We start from the raw sequence: 18,022 nt of genomic DNA, 5'->3' as shown, positions 1-18,022 counted from the left end.
TGTGCCGGCATCCGCGCACTCCCGCCGCGGGCTCAGATCACCCCGTCGAAGGTGCGGTCGGGGTTGCCGAAGCGGTGCGCGGTGATCGTGACGGACTGCTCCCGCAGGAACGGCAGCAGCTCGAGCCGCCCCGCCGTGGTCACCTCGTGGTCGTATACGGCCAGGTCGGGATCGCCCCCGCTCGCCTGCGCGAGCGCGGCGCGCGCGAGGGCGATGGCGGCCGCGGGCCCCACGAGCCGCACGCGCGACGGTCGCGCTCCCGACGCCTCCGGCTCGGACGGCACGCGCGTCACCCGCTCGAGCCACTCGGCATCGGTCTCGACGAACACGTCGACCCCGAGGTCGCTGAGCGCGCGCCGCACCGCGGGCGGGAACCCGCCCGCGGCGCTGACCGTCATCGGCGCGGACGCCCGCACCCCCGCGAGTACGACCCGCAGCGCGTGGTGCCAGGGGGCGTCGGTGGTGGCGCGGACCGCCACCGGCGGCGCGGGCCGGTAGCGCAAGAGATTCCGCTCGACGCCCAGGCGCGAGGCATCCTTCACCTGACCGAACTCGCGGTCCCAGGCCAGAGCGTCCGACAGCGCCCCGCGACGCACCCAGTCGAACTCCTCGTACCCGAGAGAGGGCTGTGCGGCCTCGATGAGCGTCGTGATGCGCGTGTCGAGCCCGCGCAGGTGCAGCGTGCTCGAGGGCGTCACCCCGGCCGACGCACGCCACGAGCCCAGGCCGACGAGGTAGTTGGGGCCGCCCGCCTTGGCGCCGGCGCCCACCGACGAGCGCTTCCACCCGCCGAACGGCTGGCGCTGCACGATCGCGCCGGTGATGCCGCGGTTGACGTACAGGTTTCCCGCCTCGACGTGGTCGAGCCAGAACGCGAGGTCGTCGGGGCTCTGCGTGTACAGCCCCGCGGTGAGGCCGTAGGCGACGGCGTTCTGCAGCTGGACCGCGTGGGTGATGGAGTGGGCGTGCATGATGCCCAGCACGGGCCCGAAGAACTCCTCGAGGTGGAATCGCGAGCCCGGGCGCACGCCGGTGCGGATGCCGGGCGACCACAGGCGCCCCGCGTACTCCGGCAGTCCGTCGGGCCCGGACGCGCGCAGCAGCCGCGGCTCGACGAGCCACTTCTCGCCCTCGTCGAGGGTCGTGAGCGCCCACTCGAGCTTGCCGTGGGGCCGCTCGATGACCGGCCCGACCTCGGACCGCGGGTCGGAGGGGGGTCCGACGCGCAGCGAGTTCGCCGCATCCGTCACCTGTCGCGCGAAGCGTCGCGAGTGCCCCACCGGGCCTACGAGGATCGCGAGCGACGCGGCCGAGCACTTCTGACCCGCGTGCCCGAACGCGCTCTTGACGAGATCGGATGCCGCCAGGTCGAGGTCGGCCGAGGGCATGACGATCATCGCGTTCTTGCCGCTCGTCTCGGCGTGCAGGTCGAGGTCGGGGCGCCACGAGCGGAACAGGGCCGCAGTCTCCCACGAGCCGGTGAGGATCACGCGGTCGACGTCGGGATGCGACACCAATCGCTGCCCGAGATCGCCCTCGTCGATGTCGACCAGGGCGAGCACGTCGCGCGGCACGCCCGCCGACCACAGCGCGTCGGCGACGACGGCCGCGCAGCGGCGGGCCTGCGGGGCGGGCTTGAACACGACGCCCGATCCCGCGGCGAGCGCCGCCAGCACGCCGCCCGCGGCAATCGCGATCGGGAAGTTCCACGGCGGCGTCACGACGGTGATCCTCGACGGCACGAACACCGCGCCGCTGACGCGGTCGAGTTCGCGCGCGGTCGCGGCGTAGTAGTTCGCGAAGTCGACCGCCTCGCTCACCTCGACGTCGCCCTCGGCGAGCACCTTGCCCGTCTCAGACGCGGCCACCTCGATCAGCTCGCCGCGCCGCGCCTCGAGCGCACGCGCACACGCCTGCAGCACCGCCGCGCGGTCGGCCGCAGGAAGCGCGCCCCACCGTGCCCCGGCCTCGCGCACTCGTGCGATCACGGCGTCGAGCGCGTCGGCGTCGTCGATGCGGGCCGCGCGCACGGTCGCGTCGCCGGCGACCGACACCTCGACGCGCTCCAGGATGCCCCGCCCCCACGCGCGGTTTGCCGCGAGCGCAGGATCGGTGTCGGGCGCGTTGCGGAACCCCGGCGCGCCGACGGCGACCGCGTCGCGCTCGCGGGAGGAGTAGACAGCGGTTTCGAAGAACTCCTCCGCCCCGAACCGGAACGCCCCGCGCTCGGGCGGAAGCGGCGACGTGTCGCCGGGCTCGTCGTCGCGCGAGATGCCGAGCACCGCCTTCGTCATGCCGGTCTCTTCGGCGGCGCTGCGCGTGCGCGAGCGCAGGCCCGTCGTCGCCGGGGCTGCATGGAGGGGCTCTGAGCGGTTCTGGGTGCGGTTCGGGCCCACCGGGAGTGAGGCTGGGCCTACGCGCCCGGAGTCGCCGCGCGGCGGGGAGGGGGGCGTGGAGGCCGCCATCAGCTCCACCGAGGCGAGAAAACGGTCGCGCTCGCGGGCGAACAGGTCGGGGTCGCCGGCGATCTCGAACGCCGCCGAGAGGAAGTTGTCGCTGGACGCGTTCTCCTCCAGGCGCCGCACGAGGTAGCTGATCGCGACGTCGAACTCGTCGGGGCGCACGACCGGCACGTACAGCAGCACCGGCCCGACGTCGCGAGAGACGGCCTCGACCTGGCCCTGCGCCATGCCGAGCAGCATCTCGAACTCGATCGCGTCCCGCACGCCGCGCTCCCCCGCGAGCAGCCACGCGTAGGCGATGTCGAACAGGTTGTGGCCTGCGACGCCGATCCTGGCCGCGGCGGTGTGCTCGGGCCGCAGCGCGAACTCGAGGCATCGCAGGTAGTTGGCATCCGATGCGACCTTGCTGTCGTAGGTCGCGAGCGGCCAGCCGTGCAAGACGGCGTCGACGCGCTCCATCGCGAGGTTCGCGCCCTTGACCAGCCGGATCTTGATGCGCGCGCCGCCGCCGGCGACGCGCTGCTTCGCCCATGCGGTGAGGTGCTCGAGCGCCGGCAGCGCGTCGGGCAGGTACGCCTGCAGCACGATGCCCGCCTCGAGCAGGCGCAGCCGCGGGTCTTCCAGCAGCCGCGTGAACACCGCGATCGTCAGGTCGAGGTCGCGGTACTCCTCCATGTCGAGGTTGATGAAGGTGTCTCGATGCGCGGCTTCGCCGCTACTCGACAACCGGGATTCTGCGGCGGTGAGGTACAGCGGCAGAAGCCGCTCGACGACCTTGTCGACCGTCTCGTCGAACGCCCACATCGAGATGTGGCTCGCGATGGCCGACACTTTGACCGACACGTAGTCCACGTCGGGTCGGCGGATGAGTTCGTGGATGCCGTCGAGCCGGCGCAGCGCCTCCTGCTCGCCGAGCACCGCCTCGCCGAGCAGGTTCAGGTTCAGGCGCGCCCCCGTCGCCCGCAGCGCGGCGATCGCCGGACCGAGCTTGTCGGGACGCGCGTCGACCACGAGGTGCCCGACCATCTCGCGCAGCATGCGCCGCGCGATCGGCACGGTGGGCGTCGGAAGCACCGGGGCGATCGCTCCCCCGGCCTGCACCGCCCCTCGCAGGTACCAGGGCAGGAATCCGGGCGCGAGGGGGGCGATCCGGCGCAGTTGGGATGCCGCGGCCGAGAGGCTCTCGGGACGCATCACCCCGTCGACGAAGCCGATCGTGAACGGCAGCCCGTTCGGGTCTTTGAGCACGCCGGCCAGCCGCTCGGCTGCGGGGTCCACGTCGACCTCGGCGCTGTCTGCGATCCACCGCTGCGCCAGTCCCACGGCGCGCGGGGCAAGGTCGTCGCCGGGCGTCGGAAGGTCGGTGTCCCCCAGGTTCGGGTCGGTCACCATGCCGACAGCCTACGACCTGCCGGCCCGCGGCTGCGGACGCGCGCGAGCATCCCGGCGCGAGCCGATCCGCGGCTAGCCGGCAGGCGGGCCGGCCGGCTTACTCCCACACGCTCGGCGCGGGCGCCTTCGTCGAGGGCAGAGCGGATGCCTCGGCCCACTGGGCCATCCACGGCTCCAGCGGCGCCAGATCGTCGGGCCGCCCCATCGCCTCGAACAGCTCTTCGAGGGGCACGATGCCGCCGCCGCGGCGCAGGAACCGCGCGCGTACGAGCATCTCGGCGTAGATCTCGCCGTCGACGACCGCGCGGTGCATGAGGTACGTGGACTTGTCGTCGTGCCCGTGCAGGCGCGACTCGATCGTGAAGCGCTGCCACAGCTGCAGGGACTTGCGGAACGTGATGGACTCGCTGGCGACGACCGGGTACCACCCGCGCTCCTGGATGATGTCCCACATGCCGGTGCGCACCAGCAGGTCGAACCGGCCGAGGTCGAACAGCGACGCGTAGCGGCCGTTGTTCATGTGACGCAGCAGATCGATGTCGGTCGGCATCGTCCGCACCCGGATGCGCCCGACGCTCATCGCGTCGATCCGTCCGTGCCTGCGCAGTTGCACGCGCGCTCGCCAGATCGTCAGCATCGTCCGCCAGATCACGTTCACGGGGTGAGATCGTAGTGACCGGCGCCTTGATTCGTGAAACCATTGTGGCTTTCCGACATGTGCGTGGGCGGGATCTGCTGGTGTTGTGCCCCGTGCCCAACCGATTTCGTGTCTCGCGCGCCCGCGCGTAGAGTCACGCCATGAACGCCGAACTGCAGACCGACCTCGTCGTCCGTCCTGTGCGGGACGTCGACGCCGAGGCCCTCGGTCGTGTACACGCGACATGCTGGCACGAGACCTACGACCACCTCATCAGCAAGGCCGCCCTCGAGCGGATCTCGCCCAAGCGCCTCGCTGAGCTCTGGACCCACTGGGCCGTGCAGGGCGAAGACTTCAAGATGTTCGCCGCGCTCGTCGACGGCGAGATCGTCGGGTTCGCCGGGTCCGGCCCCGCCCGCGACAAGGACTCCCCCCGCAACAACGAGCTGTACTTCATCTACCTGCTCGACGCGTGGCACGGCACCGGCATCGGTCAGCGTCTGTTCGACGCCGTCGTCGAGCCCGACGAGCCGCTGTACCTGTGGGTCGCCGACGACAACCCGCGGGCGCACCGCTTCTACGCGCGCAACGGCTTCACCCTCGATGGAGCGAAGCACACCGAGCCCTTCCTCGGCGAGACGCTCACCGAGGTGCGGTTCGTCCGCTGAGCATCACGGCATCGAGAGCCCGTCGCGCAAGCGGCGGGCTCTCGTTCGTGCGAGAGACTGATTCCATGGCCCACTCCCCCCGCCCGCTGACCGTGTGGGCGCTGCCCGGAATCCCCGAGATCACGCCCGGTACGGACCTCGTGACGATAATCGCGGATGCCGCCGCCGGCGCCCTCGAAGACGGCGACGTCCTCGTGGTGACCTCGAAGATCGTCTCGAAGGCCGAGGGACGCATCCTCCAGGCCGAGGATCGCGAGGATGCGATCACCGCAGAGACGGTGCGCGTGGTCGCGACCCGCGCGTCGGAGTCCGGGCATGTCACGCGCATCGTGCAGAACCGCCTCGGGATCGTGTCGGCCGCGGCCGGGGTCGACGCCTCGAACACGCCGCACGGCACCGTGCTGCTGCTTCCGGTGGATCCGGATGCCTCGGCCCGCGCTCTGGCCACGGGGCTGCGTGCGCTGCTGGGCGTGCACGTCGGGGTCGTCGTGTCGGACACGCTCGGCCGCGCGTGGCGCGACGGCCAGACCGACCACGCGATCGGCGCGGGCGGGGTGCGCGTCTTCGAGGACCTGCGCGGCGGGACCGATGCCGAGGGCAGGCCCCTGGTCGTGACGATGCCGTGCGTCGCCGACGAACTGGCCGCCGCGGCCGATCTGGTCAAGGGGAAGGCCGCCCGGCTGCCGGTGGCGGTCGTGCGCGGACGCGGCGACCTGGTCGGCCCGCTCGATCTGCCCGGGGCGCGGTCCATCGTGCGGTCGCTGGAGCGTGACATGTTCCGGCTCGGAGCCGACGAGGCCTATGCCGAGGGGTTCGCCGCGGGCGCGGCATCCGTCACCGCCTGACGCGCGGTCGTCACGAGAGGGGATGTCTCGAGACGAGGACGTTTCTCGCAGATAGGTCCTCGTCTCGCGACATCCCCTCTCCTCGCGCGGTAAGGGGTCCCCCAACCCTGTGGGTCAGTGCGAGTCCAGCACGAGCTCGCCCGCCGACACCTGGACGGTGATCGTGCTCGAGGCACCGGGGGTCGACCCGATGCGGTTGCGGAAGTCGCCGGCCGAGACATCCGAGGTCACGTCGTACTCTCCGCGCGGCACCGTGAGCTGCAGTCCGCCCGCGCTGACGTCGGCCTCGATCGCGTCGGGCTGCGCGCCCGACAGGCGCACGGTGAGCGCACCGGCGCTGACCGACAGCTCGGCCCGGCGGACGCCCTCGAGGTCGATCGTCGCGGCGCCGGCGTTCATCTCGGCGGTCAGCTGGGTCGCCGAGCCGCTCATCTGGGCGCGGCCCGCGTTCATCTGAAGGTCGAGCTCGCCGAAGGCGCCGTCGAGGGCGAGGTCTCCGGCCGAGAAGTCGATGTCGGCGTCGGCGCCCTCGAGCGCCTGGGGCAGGCGCAGCACGGCATCGCCGGGCCCGCCGAACCAGCCGCCGAAGAACCAGCCGCCGAACATCCGCGGTGTCGCGATGACGAGGCTGTCGTCGTCGCGCTCGAGGGTCCAGCGGTCGGCGCCCGTGGGGCCGGTGACCTCGAGTTCGGCCTCGCGCACGTCGGCGAACTCGACGCGCAGCGACCCCGCCGAGGCGTCCACGTCGATCTCGTCGATTCCGGCGACTGCCGCCGTGCGGGTGCCGGTGTGCACGGCCGCCGAGACGATCGTGCCGACGACGGCCGAGCCGATCGCACCGACGATCACGAGCGCGCCGAACACGATCGCGAGGATCGAGATCACGCGGGCGGCGCCCGGGGTGGGCGAGGGGCCGGCAGCACCGGCCGGTTCGGGGGCGGGGCCCGGCGCCACCGGGGGCGGGGTGAGGGCAGTGGTCATCGGTTCGTTCCCGTCTGCGGCGCGGGGCCGCGTGTCTGCGGGGCCGCGGGGCGGCCGTGTTCGAGGTGGGCGAGGGCGGCGAGCACGCGCCGATTGCCGGAGTCGTCCTGTTCGAGTTCGAGCTTCTGGAAGACCGCGGTGATGTGCTTCTCGACGCTCCCCTCCGAGATGTGCAGGGTGTGCGCGATCGCCTGGTTCGAGCGGCCCTCGGCGATGAGCGCGAGAACGGATGCCTCGCGGTCGGTCAGTCGCAGCATCCGTTCGTCCTTGCGGCGCCTGCCGAGCAGCTGTGCGACGACCTCGGGGTCGAGCACGGTGCCCCCCGCGGCGATGCGCTCGATCGCCTCGAGGAAGTCCGCCACGTCGGCGACGCGGTCCTTCAGCAGGTAGCCGAGCGCGCCGTCGCTCGAGGCGATCAGGTCGCTCGCGTAGCGCTCCTCGACGTACTGCGACAGCACGAGCACCGCCAGCCGCGGAAGCCGTGCGCGCAGGGCGAGCGCGGCGCGGATGCCCTCGTCGGTCCAGGTCGGAGGCAGCCGCACGTCGAGGATGCACAGGTCGGGCGCGGTGGCGTCGACGGTCTCATCGAGCGCCGTCGCATCGGGCAGGGCGGCGGCGATCTCGTGGCCGGCGTCGACGAGCACGCGCACGAGCCCCTCGCGCAGCAGCGCCGAGTCCTCGCAGATCAGGACGCGCACGGGATGCTCACCTCCACGCTCGTCGGACCGCCGACCGGACTGTCGATGCGGGCCTGGCCGCCGGCGGCGACGACGCGGTTGACGATGCCGTCGAGTCCGCCCCCGGGGATCACCCGGGCGCCGCCCACGCCGTTGTCCTCGACGCGGGCCCACAGGGCGCCGGTGTCGGGGCGCAGCCGCACGACCACGCGCACCTCCGCCGCGCGCGAGTGCTTCGCGGCGTTCGTGAGCGCCTCGGCGATCGCGAAGTAGGCGGCGGCCTCGGTGTCGCGGCTGCAGCGTCCGTCCAATCGCACGTCGAGCAGCACCGGGATCACCGACATCGCGGCGACCGCCGAGAGGGCCGCATCCAGTCCCCGGTCGTCGAGAACGGCCGTATGGATGCCGCGGGCGAGCTGTCGCAGCTCGGTGATCGCGGCCTTCGTCGAGGTGTGCGCCTCGGCGATGAGCTCTTTGGCGGCGGCGGGGTCCGTGTCGATCTTCTGCTGGGCGAGGCCGAGGGTCATGCCGACCGACACCAGCCGCGGCTGGACCCCGTCGTGCAGGTCGCGCTCGATGCGCGTGCGCTCGAGGTCTGCGGCGCGGACAGCGCCGGCCCGCTGCGCGCGGGAGGTGTCCACAGCCGCGGCGAGCTGCGCTTCGCGCGAGGGCACGACGACCGCGCGGGCGATGATGCCGTGCAGAATGCCCAGGCCCACGATGGCTGCGGCCGAGAGGACCGCCGTGGCGAGCCCCGTGGGCACCGCCCACGCGATCGGCACCTCGATGCCGGTGCGGGCGATCAGCACCGTGTCGGACTCGCCGAACAGGGGCGCGAAGACGAAGACGAGTCCCGAGGCGAGCACGCCGAACAGAACGAGGGTGATCCAGCCGAGCAGGGTCGCGATCGCGATGCTCGCGACTCCGCGCCAGCTCGTCGCGTCGATGGTCTGCGCCGCGACCATGCGGACGAAGCCCGTGAATCCCGGCCGCTCGCGGCGCCTGGTGCCACCGAGCGGCAGCCCGAAGTCATAGAGCCCGTTGACGCGGGCGGTCTCGAGCCAGCCGACGGCGAAGATCGCGTAGACGAGTCCGACGAAGAACAGCAGGCCGATTCCGAGCACGGGAAGCAGCCCCAGGCTGAGGCCGAGCAGCGTGAAGAGGATCGTGAAGATGGTCGGCCCGATCACGCCGAGCGCGGCGAGGTGGGCGATCGCGGCCGCCACGCGGCGAGGCGCCATGACGGTCCGGAGAGGTGATGGGCGGGGCGGGGCCGTGGTCATGCCTCCACGGTAGGACTGCGCGCATTCCGGCGCGCCCGAGGCATCCGGAGAGCTTTCTTCGGGTTATCCCCCCGATGCCCTCCCGGCGGACGTCGGCTACGGGCGCGGCGCGGCGGCGAGGTACTCCAGCTGTGCGCGCGTCGACGCCTCGGCGGCGAAGCGGATCGCGGGGTCGACGTCGGCGTACACGGTGTCGACGATCGCCTGCACGAGGTCGTCGTCGTTCGCCGGCGCGCGGCCGAGCGACTGCAGGAGCGCGCTCAGTTCGCCCAGGCGCCCGCGCCGGTGCGCGGCGTACCGGCGGCATATCGCGGCGAGGTCGGCGAGCATGGGTCCGTGCGCGGGAATCACCGGGATCACGCCGTAGGCCGCGAGCCGGTCGAGCGAGTCGAGGTAGGCCGCGAGCGACCCGCCCGGGTGGGTGACGATCGTCGTGCCGCGCCCGAGGATCGTGTCGCCCGTGATCATCGTCCCGCCCGGGCGCGGGTCGGTCAGTGCCGCGTCGTGCGGCAGGTGTACGCACACCGAGTCGTGCGTGTGGCCGGGGGTCGCGATGACGTCGAGACGGATGCCGGCTGCCTCGACGTGCTCGCCGTCGGCGAGCGGGTCGGCACCGATGCACAGCGCGGGGTCGAGGGCGCGCACCGGCGCTGCGGTCGTCGCGGCGAACTCGGCGGCGGCCTCGGTGTGGTCGCGATGGTGGTGGGTGAGCAGGATCAGCTCGACGTCGCCGAAGGAGCGCAGCCGCTCGAGGTGCCCGGCATCCGCCGGTCCCGGGTCCACGACGACCACGCTGCCGTGCCCCGGCCGGCCGAGCACGAGCGAGTTCGTTCCGTCGAGCGTCATCGGTCCGGCGTTCGGGGCGAGCACGCCGGTGACCAGCCGCGTCCACTGTTGGCCGGTCACGTGTTCGCCCGTCACCGTCTCAGCGCCCCGAGACTTTGCCGAAGAGCTTCGCGATGGGGGCGAGGACGAGGGGGCGTGCGGCGACCCAGGCTGCGGCGATCACGACCAGGGAGGCGGTGAAGATCCAGAACCCGGTCCAGTTCACGGCGTCCTGCCCGCCGTACATGTGGTTCAGGTTGCGCAGCGCCCCGGTGGCGAACACGAGCACGACGTGCACGAAGATGAACAGCACGAAGTAGATCATCACGGGGAAGTGCACCGCGCGTGCCCATTCCACCGGGTACGCCTTGTTCAGTGCTTTGGCGTCCTTGGGCCAGATGCCTGACATGCGCACCCCCGTTGCCGCGGCGAGCGGGGCGGCCAGGAACACGGTGGTGAAGTACGCCAGCTGCTGCAGCGAGTTGTAGTTCACCCACCCGTTCTCGGTCGGCCAGTCCAGGCTCACGTACTGCAGCGCCGCGCTGATCGCGTTCGGGAACACCTCCCACGAGGTCGGCACGATCCGCAGCCACTGGCCGGTCACGAACAGCAGCACCACGAAGATGACCCCGTTGACCAGCCACAGGATGTCCAGCGACTGGTGCAACCACAGGTTCAGGCTGATCTTGCGTTTCGGGTTGCCCCGCGGCGACCAGAACGCGGTGGGCCGCTTCTCGGTGCGCACCTGCAGACCCGACCGGATGATCAGCACCATCAGGAACACGTTGAAGAAGTGCTGCCAGCCCAGCCACGCCGGAAACCCCACCGGCGCACCCTCGGGCAGGTGGTACTCGCCCGGGTAGGTCGCGAGGAACTCCCGCAGGCCGTCCAGGCTGAGCAGCCACCGCACCAGCAGCACGGCCATTCCCGCCGCGAACAGCAGCCCGAACCCGCCCACGATCACCGCACCGGCCCACTGACCCCGCGTGAACGGGCCGAGGCGCTTCGGCTCAGGCCGCGGCGCCGGGCGCGTGGAGGCGGCCCGGCCCGGCCACACACTCGGCGTGAACGGCAGCGGTGCGCGCGGCCCCACCGGCTCGGCGACCGCGACGGCAGCCGCGGCGGCCGTGGCGGATGCCGCCCCCGGCGCTTCGGCGGCGGGGACCGTCGCGGCGCCCGGGCGGGGCAGCCCGGCGCGCACCGGACGAGCGGGCGCTTCGGCGACGGATGCTGCGGCGGTCCGCCGCCCGGGCGCGATCCCGGCCGGAGGCCACGGGTCGCCGCCTGCCGTGCGGGGAAGCCCGCGGCGCAGCGCGCGCCCTGCGCCGGTCACCGCGTCGCCGTCCGTCACAGACCTCGTCGGCGACGCCTCGGCGGGCGCGGCGGCCGAGGAGACTTCCATCGCAGCCGCAGGTGCTGCGGGGGCGGTGGCAGAAGCGCCTGCGGGGGCGACGGATGCCCCCACCGGCGCGACTCCCGCGGGCGGCCACGGCTCGCCCCCGGGAACCCGGGGAAGACCCCGACGCAGCGCACGATCCCCCACGGGTGACGACGCCGCGACCGGCTCTGCGACCGCAGAGGCCGCGGCCGGCGCGGCCGGGACCGCCTCGACCGCAGCAGCGACCGGGACGGCCTGCGCAGCGGCTGCCGTGATGACGCTGTCGACCGCGGCCGCGTCGTCGATGCCGTCCGGTGCGGCACCGGCCGGGGGCCACGCGTCGCCGCCGACGACCCGGGGCAGGCCGCGGCGCAGAGTGCTGCCGTACGTCGCCATCCCGATGCCCCTACTTCGCCTTGTTCGCCTCGAGCGCGGCGATCAGCTGCGGCACGACCTGGAACAGGTCGCCGACCACACCGAAGTCCGCGATCTCGAAGATCGGGGCATCCGCGTCCTTGTTGATCGCGACGATCGTCTTGGCCGTCTGCATCCCCGCTCGATGCTGGATCGCACCCGAGATGCCCAACGCGATATACAGCTGCGGCGACACCGACACCCCGGTCTGCCCCACCTGGAACGACTGCGGCACATACCCGGCGTCCACCGCCGCCCGCGAGGCGCCCACCGCCGCGCCCAGCGCGTCGGCGAGCTGCTCGACCAGGGCGAACTTCTCGCCCGACCCCAGCCCGCGGCCCCCCGACACGACCTTGCCCGCACCGCGCAGCTCCGGACGCGACGAGGTCGACTCCGCCTGCGCAACCGCCCCCACCGTCGCCGCACGCCGCGCCGAGGCCTGCACCGGCAGCACTTCGGAGGCCAGCGGCTGCGCCTGCGCGCGCGCGTCGACCGCGCCGATGCGCACGGTGATCACCGGGGCACCCCACGTCACCGCGGAATCCACGTTGTACGCACCGCCGTACACCGAGTGGTGCGCGAGAACACCCTCGGCGTCGCGCGACACCCCCACCGCGTCCACCGCGAGACCCGACCGGGTGCGCGCCGCGAACCGGGCCGCGACCTCACGCCCCTCGATCGAATGCGACACCAGGATCGCGTCCGGACGCACCAGATCGGATGCCGCCACCAGCGCATCCACCACCGGCACCGTCAACTGCTCGCCCAGCCCCTCCGGCGACGCCACCAGAACGCGTGCCGCACCCGATTGCGCAGCTGCTGCGGCCAGCGCGTCAGCGGAACCCGCCGGGGCCACCACGAGAGCCACCGGGGTGCCCACACCGGCCGCAGCACCCAGAAGGCCCGCGGCGGACTTGGCCAGAGCGCCGTCAGGGGTCGTGTCCACCACGACCAGGATCGAGTCGTCAGCGAAATCAGTCATCAGGTCCTCTTCTCAGGCCAGACGGTTCTGGATCAGGAACTCCGCGAGCTTGTCGCCCGCGTCGCCCTCGTCGGCGATCTTCACACCCGCCGACCGCGGCGGCTTCTCCGAAAGCCCGATCACGATCGACCGGGACGCGTCCGCATCGTGCGGCTCGACCCCCAGATCCTGAAGCGACAGCACCTCGAACGGCTTCTTCTTGGCCGCCATGATCCCCTTGAAGTTCGGGAACCGGGCATCCGGGAACCGCTCCGTGATCGAGACCACCGCCGGAAGCACAGCCGACACCGTCGCGGTGCCGGCATCGGTGGCACGCTCCCCCGTCACCTGCTCCCCGGTGATCTCCACCGCGTTCAGGTTCGTCGCGGCCGGAACATCCAGGATCTCGGCCACCATCGCCGCGATCACCCCGCCCGAGCCGTCCGTGGACTGGTTTCCTGCGATCACCAGATCGAACCCGATGCGACGGATCGCCGCGGCGAGCACTTCGGCCGTCAATCCCAGATCCGCGCCCAGCAGAGCCTCATCGACCACCTGCACCGCCGAGCCGGCACCCATCGCCAGACCCTTGCGCACCGTCGCCGCCGCAGACTCCGGGCTCATCGACAGCACCACCACCTCGGTACCCGGGGTCTTGTCGGCATAGCTCAACGCGACCTCGAGCGCACGCTCGCCGATCTCATCGAGCACCGACTCGCTCGCAGCACGGTCGGCCAGACCGGTCTCGAGACTCAGCTTGCGGTCCCCATAGGTGTCGGGGACCTCCTTGACCAGGACAACGATCTTCACAGGGACTCCTTCTGCTTGGTGACAGTCTACGTGGGCGCGCGGTGAGATTCAGTCTCAGATTTCGCGAAACCGAGTCCGGGCGCGTGCCGGCGGCTCAGCGGTGCTCGAAGCGCGGCGCGCGCTTCTCGCGGAACGCTGCCATGCCCTCTTTCTGGTCGGCGGTGTCAAACAGCGCCGCGAACACATGCCGCTCGAACCGCAGCCCCTCGGCGAGCGTCGTCTCCAGCGCCGCGTCCAGCGCCGCCTTCGCCGCATACACCGACGGCAGCGACTTCGACGCGATCGTCTCGGCGACGGTGGCCGCCTCAGAGAGCAGGTCGGCGGCCGGGACGACGCGCGACACGAGTCCGGACCGCTCCGCCTCGGCGGCATCCATCATGCGACCCGTCAGCAGCAGGTCGGCGGCCTTGTAGTAGCCGATCGCGCGCAGCAGCCGCTGTGAGCCGCCCATGCCCGGGATGACGCCGAGATTGATCTCGGGCTGCCCGAACTTCGCCGAGTCGGCCGCGATGATGAGGTCGCACATCATCGCCAGCTCGCACCCCCCGCCCAGGGCGTACCCGGCGACAGCCGCGATGACCGGCGTGCGCACGTCGGCGAAGCGCCGCCACTGACCGAAGTGGTCGCCGACGATCATCTCGCCGCCGGTCCTGGCCTCCATCTCCTTGATGTCGGCGCCGGCCGCGAACGCGCGCTCGGAGCCCGTCACGACGATCGCGCCGACGCCCGGATCGGCGTCGAAGGCCTCGGCGGCTGCGACCACGTCGCCCATCAGCTGCGAATCGAGCGCGTTGAGGGCCTGGGGCCGGTTCAGGGTGATCCAGCCGACGCGGCCCTCCTGGCGCACCAGGATCGTCTCGTAATCCGTCATCGCTGCCTCCTCACAGTCTCTCGATGATCGTCGCGTTCGCGAGCCCGCCGCCCTCGCACATCGTCTGCAGGCCATAGCGTCCGCCGGTCGCCTCGAGGTGGGCCAGCAGCGTGCCGAGCAGCCGCGTGCCGGATGCCCCGACCGCGTGCCCGAGCGCGATGGCGCCGCCCCACGGGTTGAGCTTCGCGGGGTCCGCGTCGAACTCGCGGGCCCACGCGAGCGGGACCGACGAGAACGCCTCGTTCACCTCATACGCGTCGAGGTCGGCGAACCGCAGGCCGCTGCGCTGGAGGATCCGGTGCGTCGCCGGGATCGGCCCGGTCAGCATCATGAGCGGGTCGTCGCCGACGACCGCGAACGAGTGGAACCGGGCGCGCGGGGTCAGGCCGAGCTCGGCGGCCGTTGCCTCGCTCATGATGAGCGCGGCGGATGCGGCATCTGTCAGCGGCGACGAGTTGCCCGGCGTGATCATCCACTCCAGCTCGGGGAAGCGCTCCGCGGCCGCGTCCGTGCGGAAGGCCGGCGCGAGCCCGCCGAGGCCCTCGACGCTCGTCGCCGGGCGCACGGTCTCGTCGGCGCGCACCTCGGTGCCGTCGATGTCGATCGGCAGCACCTGGCTGTCGAAGAGGCCACGGGTCGCGGCGTCGGCTGCGCGACGGTGCGATTCCGCGGCGAACGCGTCGAGCTGCTCGCGCGAGAAGCCCCATTTGTGCGCGACGAGCTCGGCCGAGACGCCCTGGTTCACGAGGCCGTCGGGGTAGCGGCGGCGGATGCCGTCCGCGTCGGCGGCATCCAGCCGGTTCGACCCGAGCGGCACGCGGCTCATCGACTCGACGCCGGCCGCGATCACGATGTCATAGGCGCCGGCCATGACGCCCTGCGCCGCGAAGTGCGCGGCCTGCTGGCTCGAGCCGCACTGCCGGTCGATCGTCGTGGCGGGCACCGACTCGTCGAACCCGGCCGCGAGCACGGCCTGGCGCCCGATGTTCAGCGACTGCTCGCCGACCTGGCTCACGCACCCCATGATGACGTCGTCGATCTGGCGCGACTCGAGTCCGTTGCGCTCCAGCACCTTCGTCAGCACGTGTGCCGCGAGATCGACCGGATGCAGCGACGAGAGCGCTCCGCCTGGCTTGCCCCGTCCGGACGGGGTACGAACGACGTCGACGATGACGGCTGTGCGGGTCATCCTGCTCTCCTCTGCTCTGTGCGCTCCCGACCGCCGCGCACCGCAAGGTCGCGCGCGATGATGAGCCGCTGGATCTGGTTGGTTCCCTCGAAGATCTGCATGACCTTCGCCTCGCGCATGTAGCGCTCGAGCGGGAAGTCTCTCGTATAGCCTGCACCGCCCAGCACCTGGATGGCGTCGGTGGTGACCTTCATCGCCCCGTCGGTGGCCAGCAGCTTCGCGATCGACGCCTCGCGGGTGAACGGCAGTCGCTGGTCGGCGAGCCGCGCCGCGGCGAGGTACATCGCGCGTGCCGACTCGACCGCGGCGTCCATGTCGGCCAGGAGAAACCCCACGCCTTCGTGGCGGATGATGGCCTGCCCGAAGGCCTCCCGTTCGCGGGCGTAAGCGACGGCGATGTCGAGCGCCGACTGGGCGAGCCCGGTGGCGATCGCGGCGATGCCGAGGCGTCCGTAGTCCAGTCCCGCGAGCGCGATCGCCAGTCCGTCCCCCTCGGCGCCGATGCGCTGACCCTCGGGGACGAACACGTCGTCGAGGTTCATCGTCGCGGTGACCGACGCGGTGAGCCCGAGCTTGCGCTCCGGCGGCGAGGCCACGAGGCCGGGCGCGCTCGCCGGCACGAGGAAGCAGCTGATGCCGCGCTTGGCGTGAGCGGAGGTGCGCGCCATGACGGTGTAGAAGTCGGCCCGGCCGCCGTGGGTCGTCCATGCCTTGGCGCCGCTGAGCACGTACCCGCCCTCGACGCGGCGCGCACGCGTGCGCATCGCGGCGGGGTCGGACCCGGCATGCGCCTCGGACAGGCAGTACGCCCCGAGCGTCTGGCCCGACAGCATCCAGGGCAGCCACTGGTCGCGCTGCTCGGCCGTGCCGAAGCGCGCCAGCGGGAAGACCGAGAGCGAGTGCACGCTGACGCCCACGGCGACCGATGCCCACGCCCGCCCGATCTGCTCGAAGACGGGCAGGTACGACGCGGCGCCGAGGGCGGCGCCCCCGTACTGCTCGGGGTACGGCAGGGCGAGCAGGCCCGCCGCGCCGAGAGTGCGGAACGCGTCGCGCGGGAAGACCTCGTCCCGCTCGGCAGCGGCGGCGTGCGGCGCGAGGGATCGAGCGCAGATCTCACGGGCCAGACCGACCGCTGCGGCGGCAGCGGCCTGCGTGTCGTCCATGACCTCGGGCATCGTCCACACCTCGGAATCCTCGTGAACCAGTACTGTATTGAGTACTAGATTCGCGTTTCTGGTACTGTGACGAGTATGCCACGTCCCCTCCGTGAGCGCAGGTCGCCGCTGAAGGCCGACGTGCGACGAGACGAGCTGCTCGACCGGCTCGTCGAGGTGATCGTCGAGCACGGCTTCGCCGAGGCGAGCATCGAAGAGCTCGCGCGCGCGCTGCGCTGCTCGAAGTCCACGCTCTACGTGATCGCCGACTCGAAGGAGCAGATCATCGCCGCCGCGGTGCGGCGCTTCTTCCGCCGCGCCGCCGCGCACGTCGACGACGAGCTCCAGCGCTCCGCGGGCGAGCCTGTCGCCCAGCGCATCCGCACCTACCTGACGGCCATCGCCGCCGACCTCGCTCCCGCCACGCCGGCCTTCTTCGCCGACATCGACTCGCTCGCCTCCACACGCGAGATCTACCGGCAGAACACCCGCGTCGCCGCTGAGCGCGTGCAGGCGCTCGTGCGCGAGGCCTCACCCGAAGGCCCCTCTACACAGGCGACGTTCGTGGGCGCCGTCGCCGCGCAGGTGATGGAGGGCATCCACCGCGGCGAGATCGAGACCGCCACCGGCCTCGACGACTCCGCCGCCTTCCGCGCGCTCGCAGACCTCATCGTCCGAGGACTCGGACCAACCCCCGTCGAAGGAGACACATGAAGATCGCAGCAACCACCGCACTGGTCACCGGCGCGGCATCCGGGCTCGGCGCGGCCACCGCCGCCGCGCTCGCCGCCGCCGGCGCCGAGGTGCTCGCACTCGACCTGCCGCACGCGGTCGAGAAGGCCCCGGCCGTCGAGGGCGTGCGCTACGCGGCCGCCGATGTGACCAGCCCCGACGAAGTGCAGGCCGCGCTGGACTCGATCGCACCGGATGCCCCGCCCCTGCGCATCGTCGTCAGCTGCGCCGGCATCGCCCCGGCCCGCAAGGTGCTGGGCTCCAAGGGCGTCCATGATCTCGAGACCTTCCGCAAGACGATCGAGGTCAACCTCATCGGCACCTTCAACGTGCTGCGCCTGGCGGCCGCCGTCATCGCCGAGCAGACGCCCGACGAGAACGGCCAGCGCGGCGTCATCGTCAACACCGCCTCGGTCGCCGCGTTCGAGGGCCAGATCGGCCAGGTCGCCTACTCGGCCTCCAAGGGCGGGGTCGTCGGCCTCATGCTCCCCGCCGCGCGGGACCTGGCCTCGGTCGGTATCCGCGTGAACACGATCGCCCCGGGCATCGTGAACACACCCCTCCTCGCCGCCCTCGGACCCGAGGTCGGCGCGTCGCTGGCGGCATCCATCCCGTTCCCGAAGCGCCTCGCCCGACCCGACGAGTTCGCGCAGCTGGTCGGCATGATCGTCGAGCACGACTACCTCAACGGCGAGACCATCCGCATGGACGGCGCGCTGCGCATGGCACCGCGGTGACCC

General features: G+C 72.2%; 16 protein-coding genes. 4 read left to right on the top strand and 12 right to left on the bottom strand.

What is annotated here, in order from left to right; genetic code table 11:
* Positions 1–32 precede the first annotated feature (32 nt).
* Entirely contained in the window at positions 33–3,854 is a 3,822-nt protein-coding gene (locus AB1K54_RS07365; protein WP_371202094.1) for a proline dehydrogenase family protein, read from the bottom strand.
* Positions 3,855–3,951: 97 nt separating this feature from the next.
* Complete coding sequence (locus AB1K54_RS07360) at positions 3,952–4,512, bottom strand: acyl-CoA thioesterase (RefSeq protein ID WP_371202093.1); 561 nt, start codon at positions 4,510–4,512, stop codon at positions 3,952–3,954.
* 140 nt (positions 4,513–4,652) lie between these two features.
* On the opposite strand from AB1K54_RS07360, the gene AB1K54_RS07355 reads away from it, so the two are divergent.
* Together AB1K54_RS07355 and cofE are read left to right on the top strand one after the other, a co-directional pair.
* Positions 4,653–5,159 carry an N-acetyltransferase family protein gene (locus tag AB1K54_RS07355; RefSeq protein ID WP_371202092.1) on the top strand — a complete coding sequence of 169 codons (507 nt, stop codon included), beginning with the start codon at positions 4,653–4,655 and terminating at the stop codon, positions 5,157–5,159.
* Positions 5,160–5,224: 65 nt separating this feature from the next.
* Entirely contained in the window at positions 5,225–6,004 is a 780-nt protein-coding gene (gene cofE / locus AB1K54_RS07350; protein ID WP_371202091.1) for a coenzyme F420-0:L-glutamate ligase, read from the top strand.
* A gap of 114 nt (positions 6,005–6,118) precedes the next feature.
* On the opposite strand, the gene AB1K54_RS07345 is transcribed toward cofE, so the two are convergent.
* From AB1K54_RS07345 to AB1K54_RS07300, 10 genes are all read right to left on the bottom strand, one after another.
* Positions 6,119–6,985 (bottom strand): hypothetical protein, encoded by an 867-nt coding sequence (locus AB1K54_RS07345; protein ID WP_371202090.1) that lies wholly within the window; start codon positions 6,983–6,985, stop codon positions 6,119–6,121.
* On the bottom strand, positions 6,982–7,683 hold the full coding sequence (locus tag AB1K54_RS07340; protein ID WP_371202089.1) for a LuxR C-terminal-related transcriptional regulator: 702 nt from the start codon (positions 7,681–7,683) through the stop codon (positions 6,982–6,984). Before AB1K54_RS07340 ends, AB1K54_RS07345 begins: the two co-directional genes overlap by 4 nt.
* Positions 7,671–8,945, bottom strand: a complete 1,275-nt coding sequence (locus AB1K54_RS07335; RefSeq protein ID WP_371202088.1) for a histidine kinase — start codon at positions 8,943–8,945, stop codon at positions 7,671–7,673. The genes AB1K54_RS07340 and AB1K54_RS07335 overlap by 13 nt, the downstream gene beginning before the upstream one ends.
* A gap of 96 nt (positions 8,946–9,041) precedes the next feature.
* Positions 9,042–9,851 (bottom strand): MBL fold metallo-hydrolase, encoded by an 810-nt coding sequence (locus AB1K54_RS07330; RefSeq protein WP_371202087.1) that lies wholly within the window; start codon positions 9,849–9,851, stop codon positions 9,042–9,044.
* Between the two features lie 19 nt (positions 9,852–9,870).
* Complete coding sequence (locus AB1K54_RS07325; RefSeq protein WP_371202086.1) at positions 9,871–11,544, bottom strand: cytochrome b/b6 domain-containing protein; 1,674 nt, start codon at positions 11,542–11,544, stop codon at positions 9,871–9,873.
* A 10-nt stretch (positions 11,545–11,554) separates the two neighbouring features.
* Entirely contained in the window at positions 11,555–12,544 is a 990-nt protein-coding gene (locus tag AB1K54_RS07320; RefSeq protein WP_371202085.1) for an electron transfer flavoprotein subunit alpha/FixB family protein, read from the bottom strand.
* A 12-nt stretch (positions 12,545–12,556) separates the two neighbouring features.
* A complete protein-coding gene (locus AB1K54_RS07315) occupies positions 12,557–13,333 on the bottom strand; it encodes an electron transfer flavoprotein subunit beta (protein ID WP_371202084.1) in 777 nt (258 codons plus the stop codon).
* Between the two features lie 94 nt (positions 13,334–13,427).
* On the bottom strand, positions 13,428–14,204 hold the full coding sequence (locus AB1K54_RS07310; protein ID WP_371202083.1) for an enoyl-CoA hydratase: 777 nt from the start codon (positions 14,202–14,204) through the stop codon (positions 13,428–13,430).
* A 10-nt stretch (positions 14,205–14,214) separates the two neighbouring features.
* Positions 14,215–15,393 carry an acetyl-CoA C-acyltransferase gene (locus AB1K54_RS07305; protein ID WP_371202082.1) on the bottom strand — a complete coding sequence of 393 codons (1,179 nt, stop codon included), beginning with the start codon at positions 15,391–15,393 and terminating at the stop codon, positions 14,215–14,217.
* Positions 15,390–16,571: an acyl-CoA dehydrogenase family protein gene (locus AB1K54_RS07300; protein ID WP_371202081.1), complete on the bottom strand. Its 1,182-nt coding sequence runs from the start codon at positions 16,569–16,571 to the stop codon at positions 15,390–15,392. The genes AB1K54_RS07305 and AB1K54_RS07300 overlap by 4 nt, the downstream gene beginning before the upstream one ends.
* Positions 16,572–16,646: 75 nt before the next feature.
* On the opposite strand from AB1K54_RS07300, the gene AB1K54_RS07295 reads away from it, so the two are divergent.
* Positions 16,647–17,264: a TetR/AcrR family transcriptional regulator gene (locus tag AB1K54_RS07295; RefSeq protein WP_371202080.1), complete on the top strand. Its 618-nt coding sequence runs from the start codon at positions 16,647–16,649 to the stop codon at positions 17,262–17,264.
* Positions 17,261–18,019, top strand: coding sequence for an SDR family NAD(P)-dependent oxidoreductase (locus AB1K54_RS07290; RefSeq protein WP_371202079.1), 759 nt, complete (start codon positions 17,261–17,263; stop codon positions 18,017–18,019). The genes AB1K54_RS07295 and AB1K54_RS07290 overlap by 4 nt, the downstream gene beginning before the upstream one ends.
* Positions 18,020–18,022: the final 3 nt, after the last annotated feature.

It is taken from the genome of Microbacterium sp. BWT-B31, assembly GCF_041379855.1.
Lineage (GTDB): Bacteria > Actinomycetota > Actinomycetes > Actinomycetales > Microbacteriaceae > Microbacterium.
Note: the sequence above shows the minus strand (reverse complement) of the source record. Positions and strands in the feature narration are given on the sequence as shown.

Bases quoted from the DNA above. Each gene is read 5' to 3' on its own strand.
- AB1K54_RS07320 (WP_371202085.1), bottom strand. From the start codon at position 12,544: ATGACTGATTTCGCTGACGACTCGATCCTGGTCGTGGTGGACACGACC.
- AB1K54_RS07335 (WP_371202088.1), bottom strand. From the start codon at position 8,945: ATGACCACGGCCCCGCCCCGCCCATCACCTCTCCGGACCGTCATGGCG.
- AB1K54_RS07300 (WP_371202081.1), bottom strand. From the start codon at position 16,571: ATGCCCGAGGTCATGGACGACACGCAGGCCGCTGCCGCCGCAGCGGTC.
- AB1K54_RS07305 (WP_371202082.1), bottom strand. From the start codon at position 15,393: ATGACCCGCACAGCCGTCATCGTCGACGTCGTTCGTACCCCGTCCGGA.
- AB1K54_RS07295 (WP_371202080.1), top strand. From the start codon at position 16,647: ATGCCACGTCCCCTCCGTGAGCGCAGGTCGCCGCTGAAGGCCGACGTG.
- cofE (WP_371202091.1), top strand. From the start codon at position 5,225: ATGGCCCACTCCCCCCGCCCGCTGACCGTGTGGGCGCTGCCCGGAATC.
- AB1K54_RS07355 (WP_371202092.1), top strand. From the start codon at position 4,653: ATGAACGCCGAACTGCAGACCGACCTCGTCGTCCGTCCTGTGCGGGAC.
- AB1K54_RS07345 (WP_371202090.1), bottom strand. From the start codon at position 6,985: ATGACCACTGCCCTCACCCCGCCCCCGGTGGCGCCGGGCCCCGCCCCC.
- AB1K54_RS07325 (WP_371202086.1), bottom strand. From the start codon at position 11,544: ATGGCGACGTACGGCAGCACTCTGCGCCGCGGCCTGCCCCGGGTCGTC.
- AB1K54_RS07310 (WP_371202083.1), bottom strand. From the start codon at position 14,204: ATGACGGATTACGAGACGATCCTGGTGCGCCAGGAGGGCCGCGTCGGC.
- AB1K54_RS07365 (WP_371202094.1), bottom strand. From the start codon at position 3,854: ATGGTGACCGACCCGAACCTGGGGGACACCGACCTTCCGACGCCCGGC.
- AB1K54_RS07290 (WP_371202079.1), top strand. From the start codon at position 17,261: ATGAAGATCGCAGCAACCACCGCACTGGTCACCGGCGCGGCATCCGGG.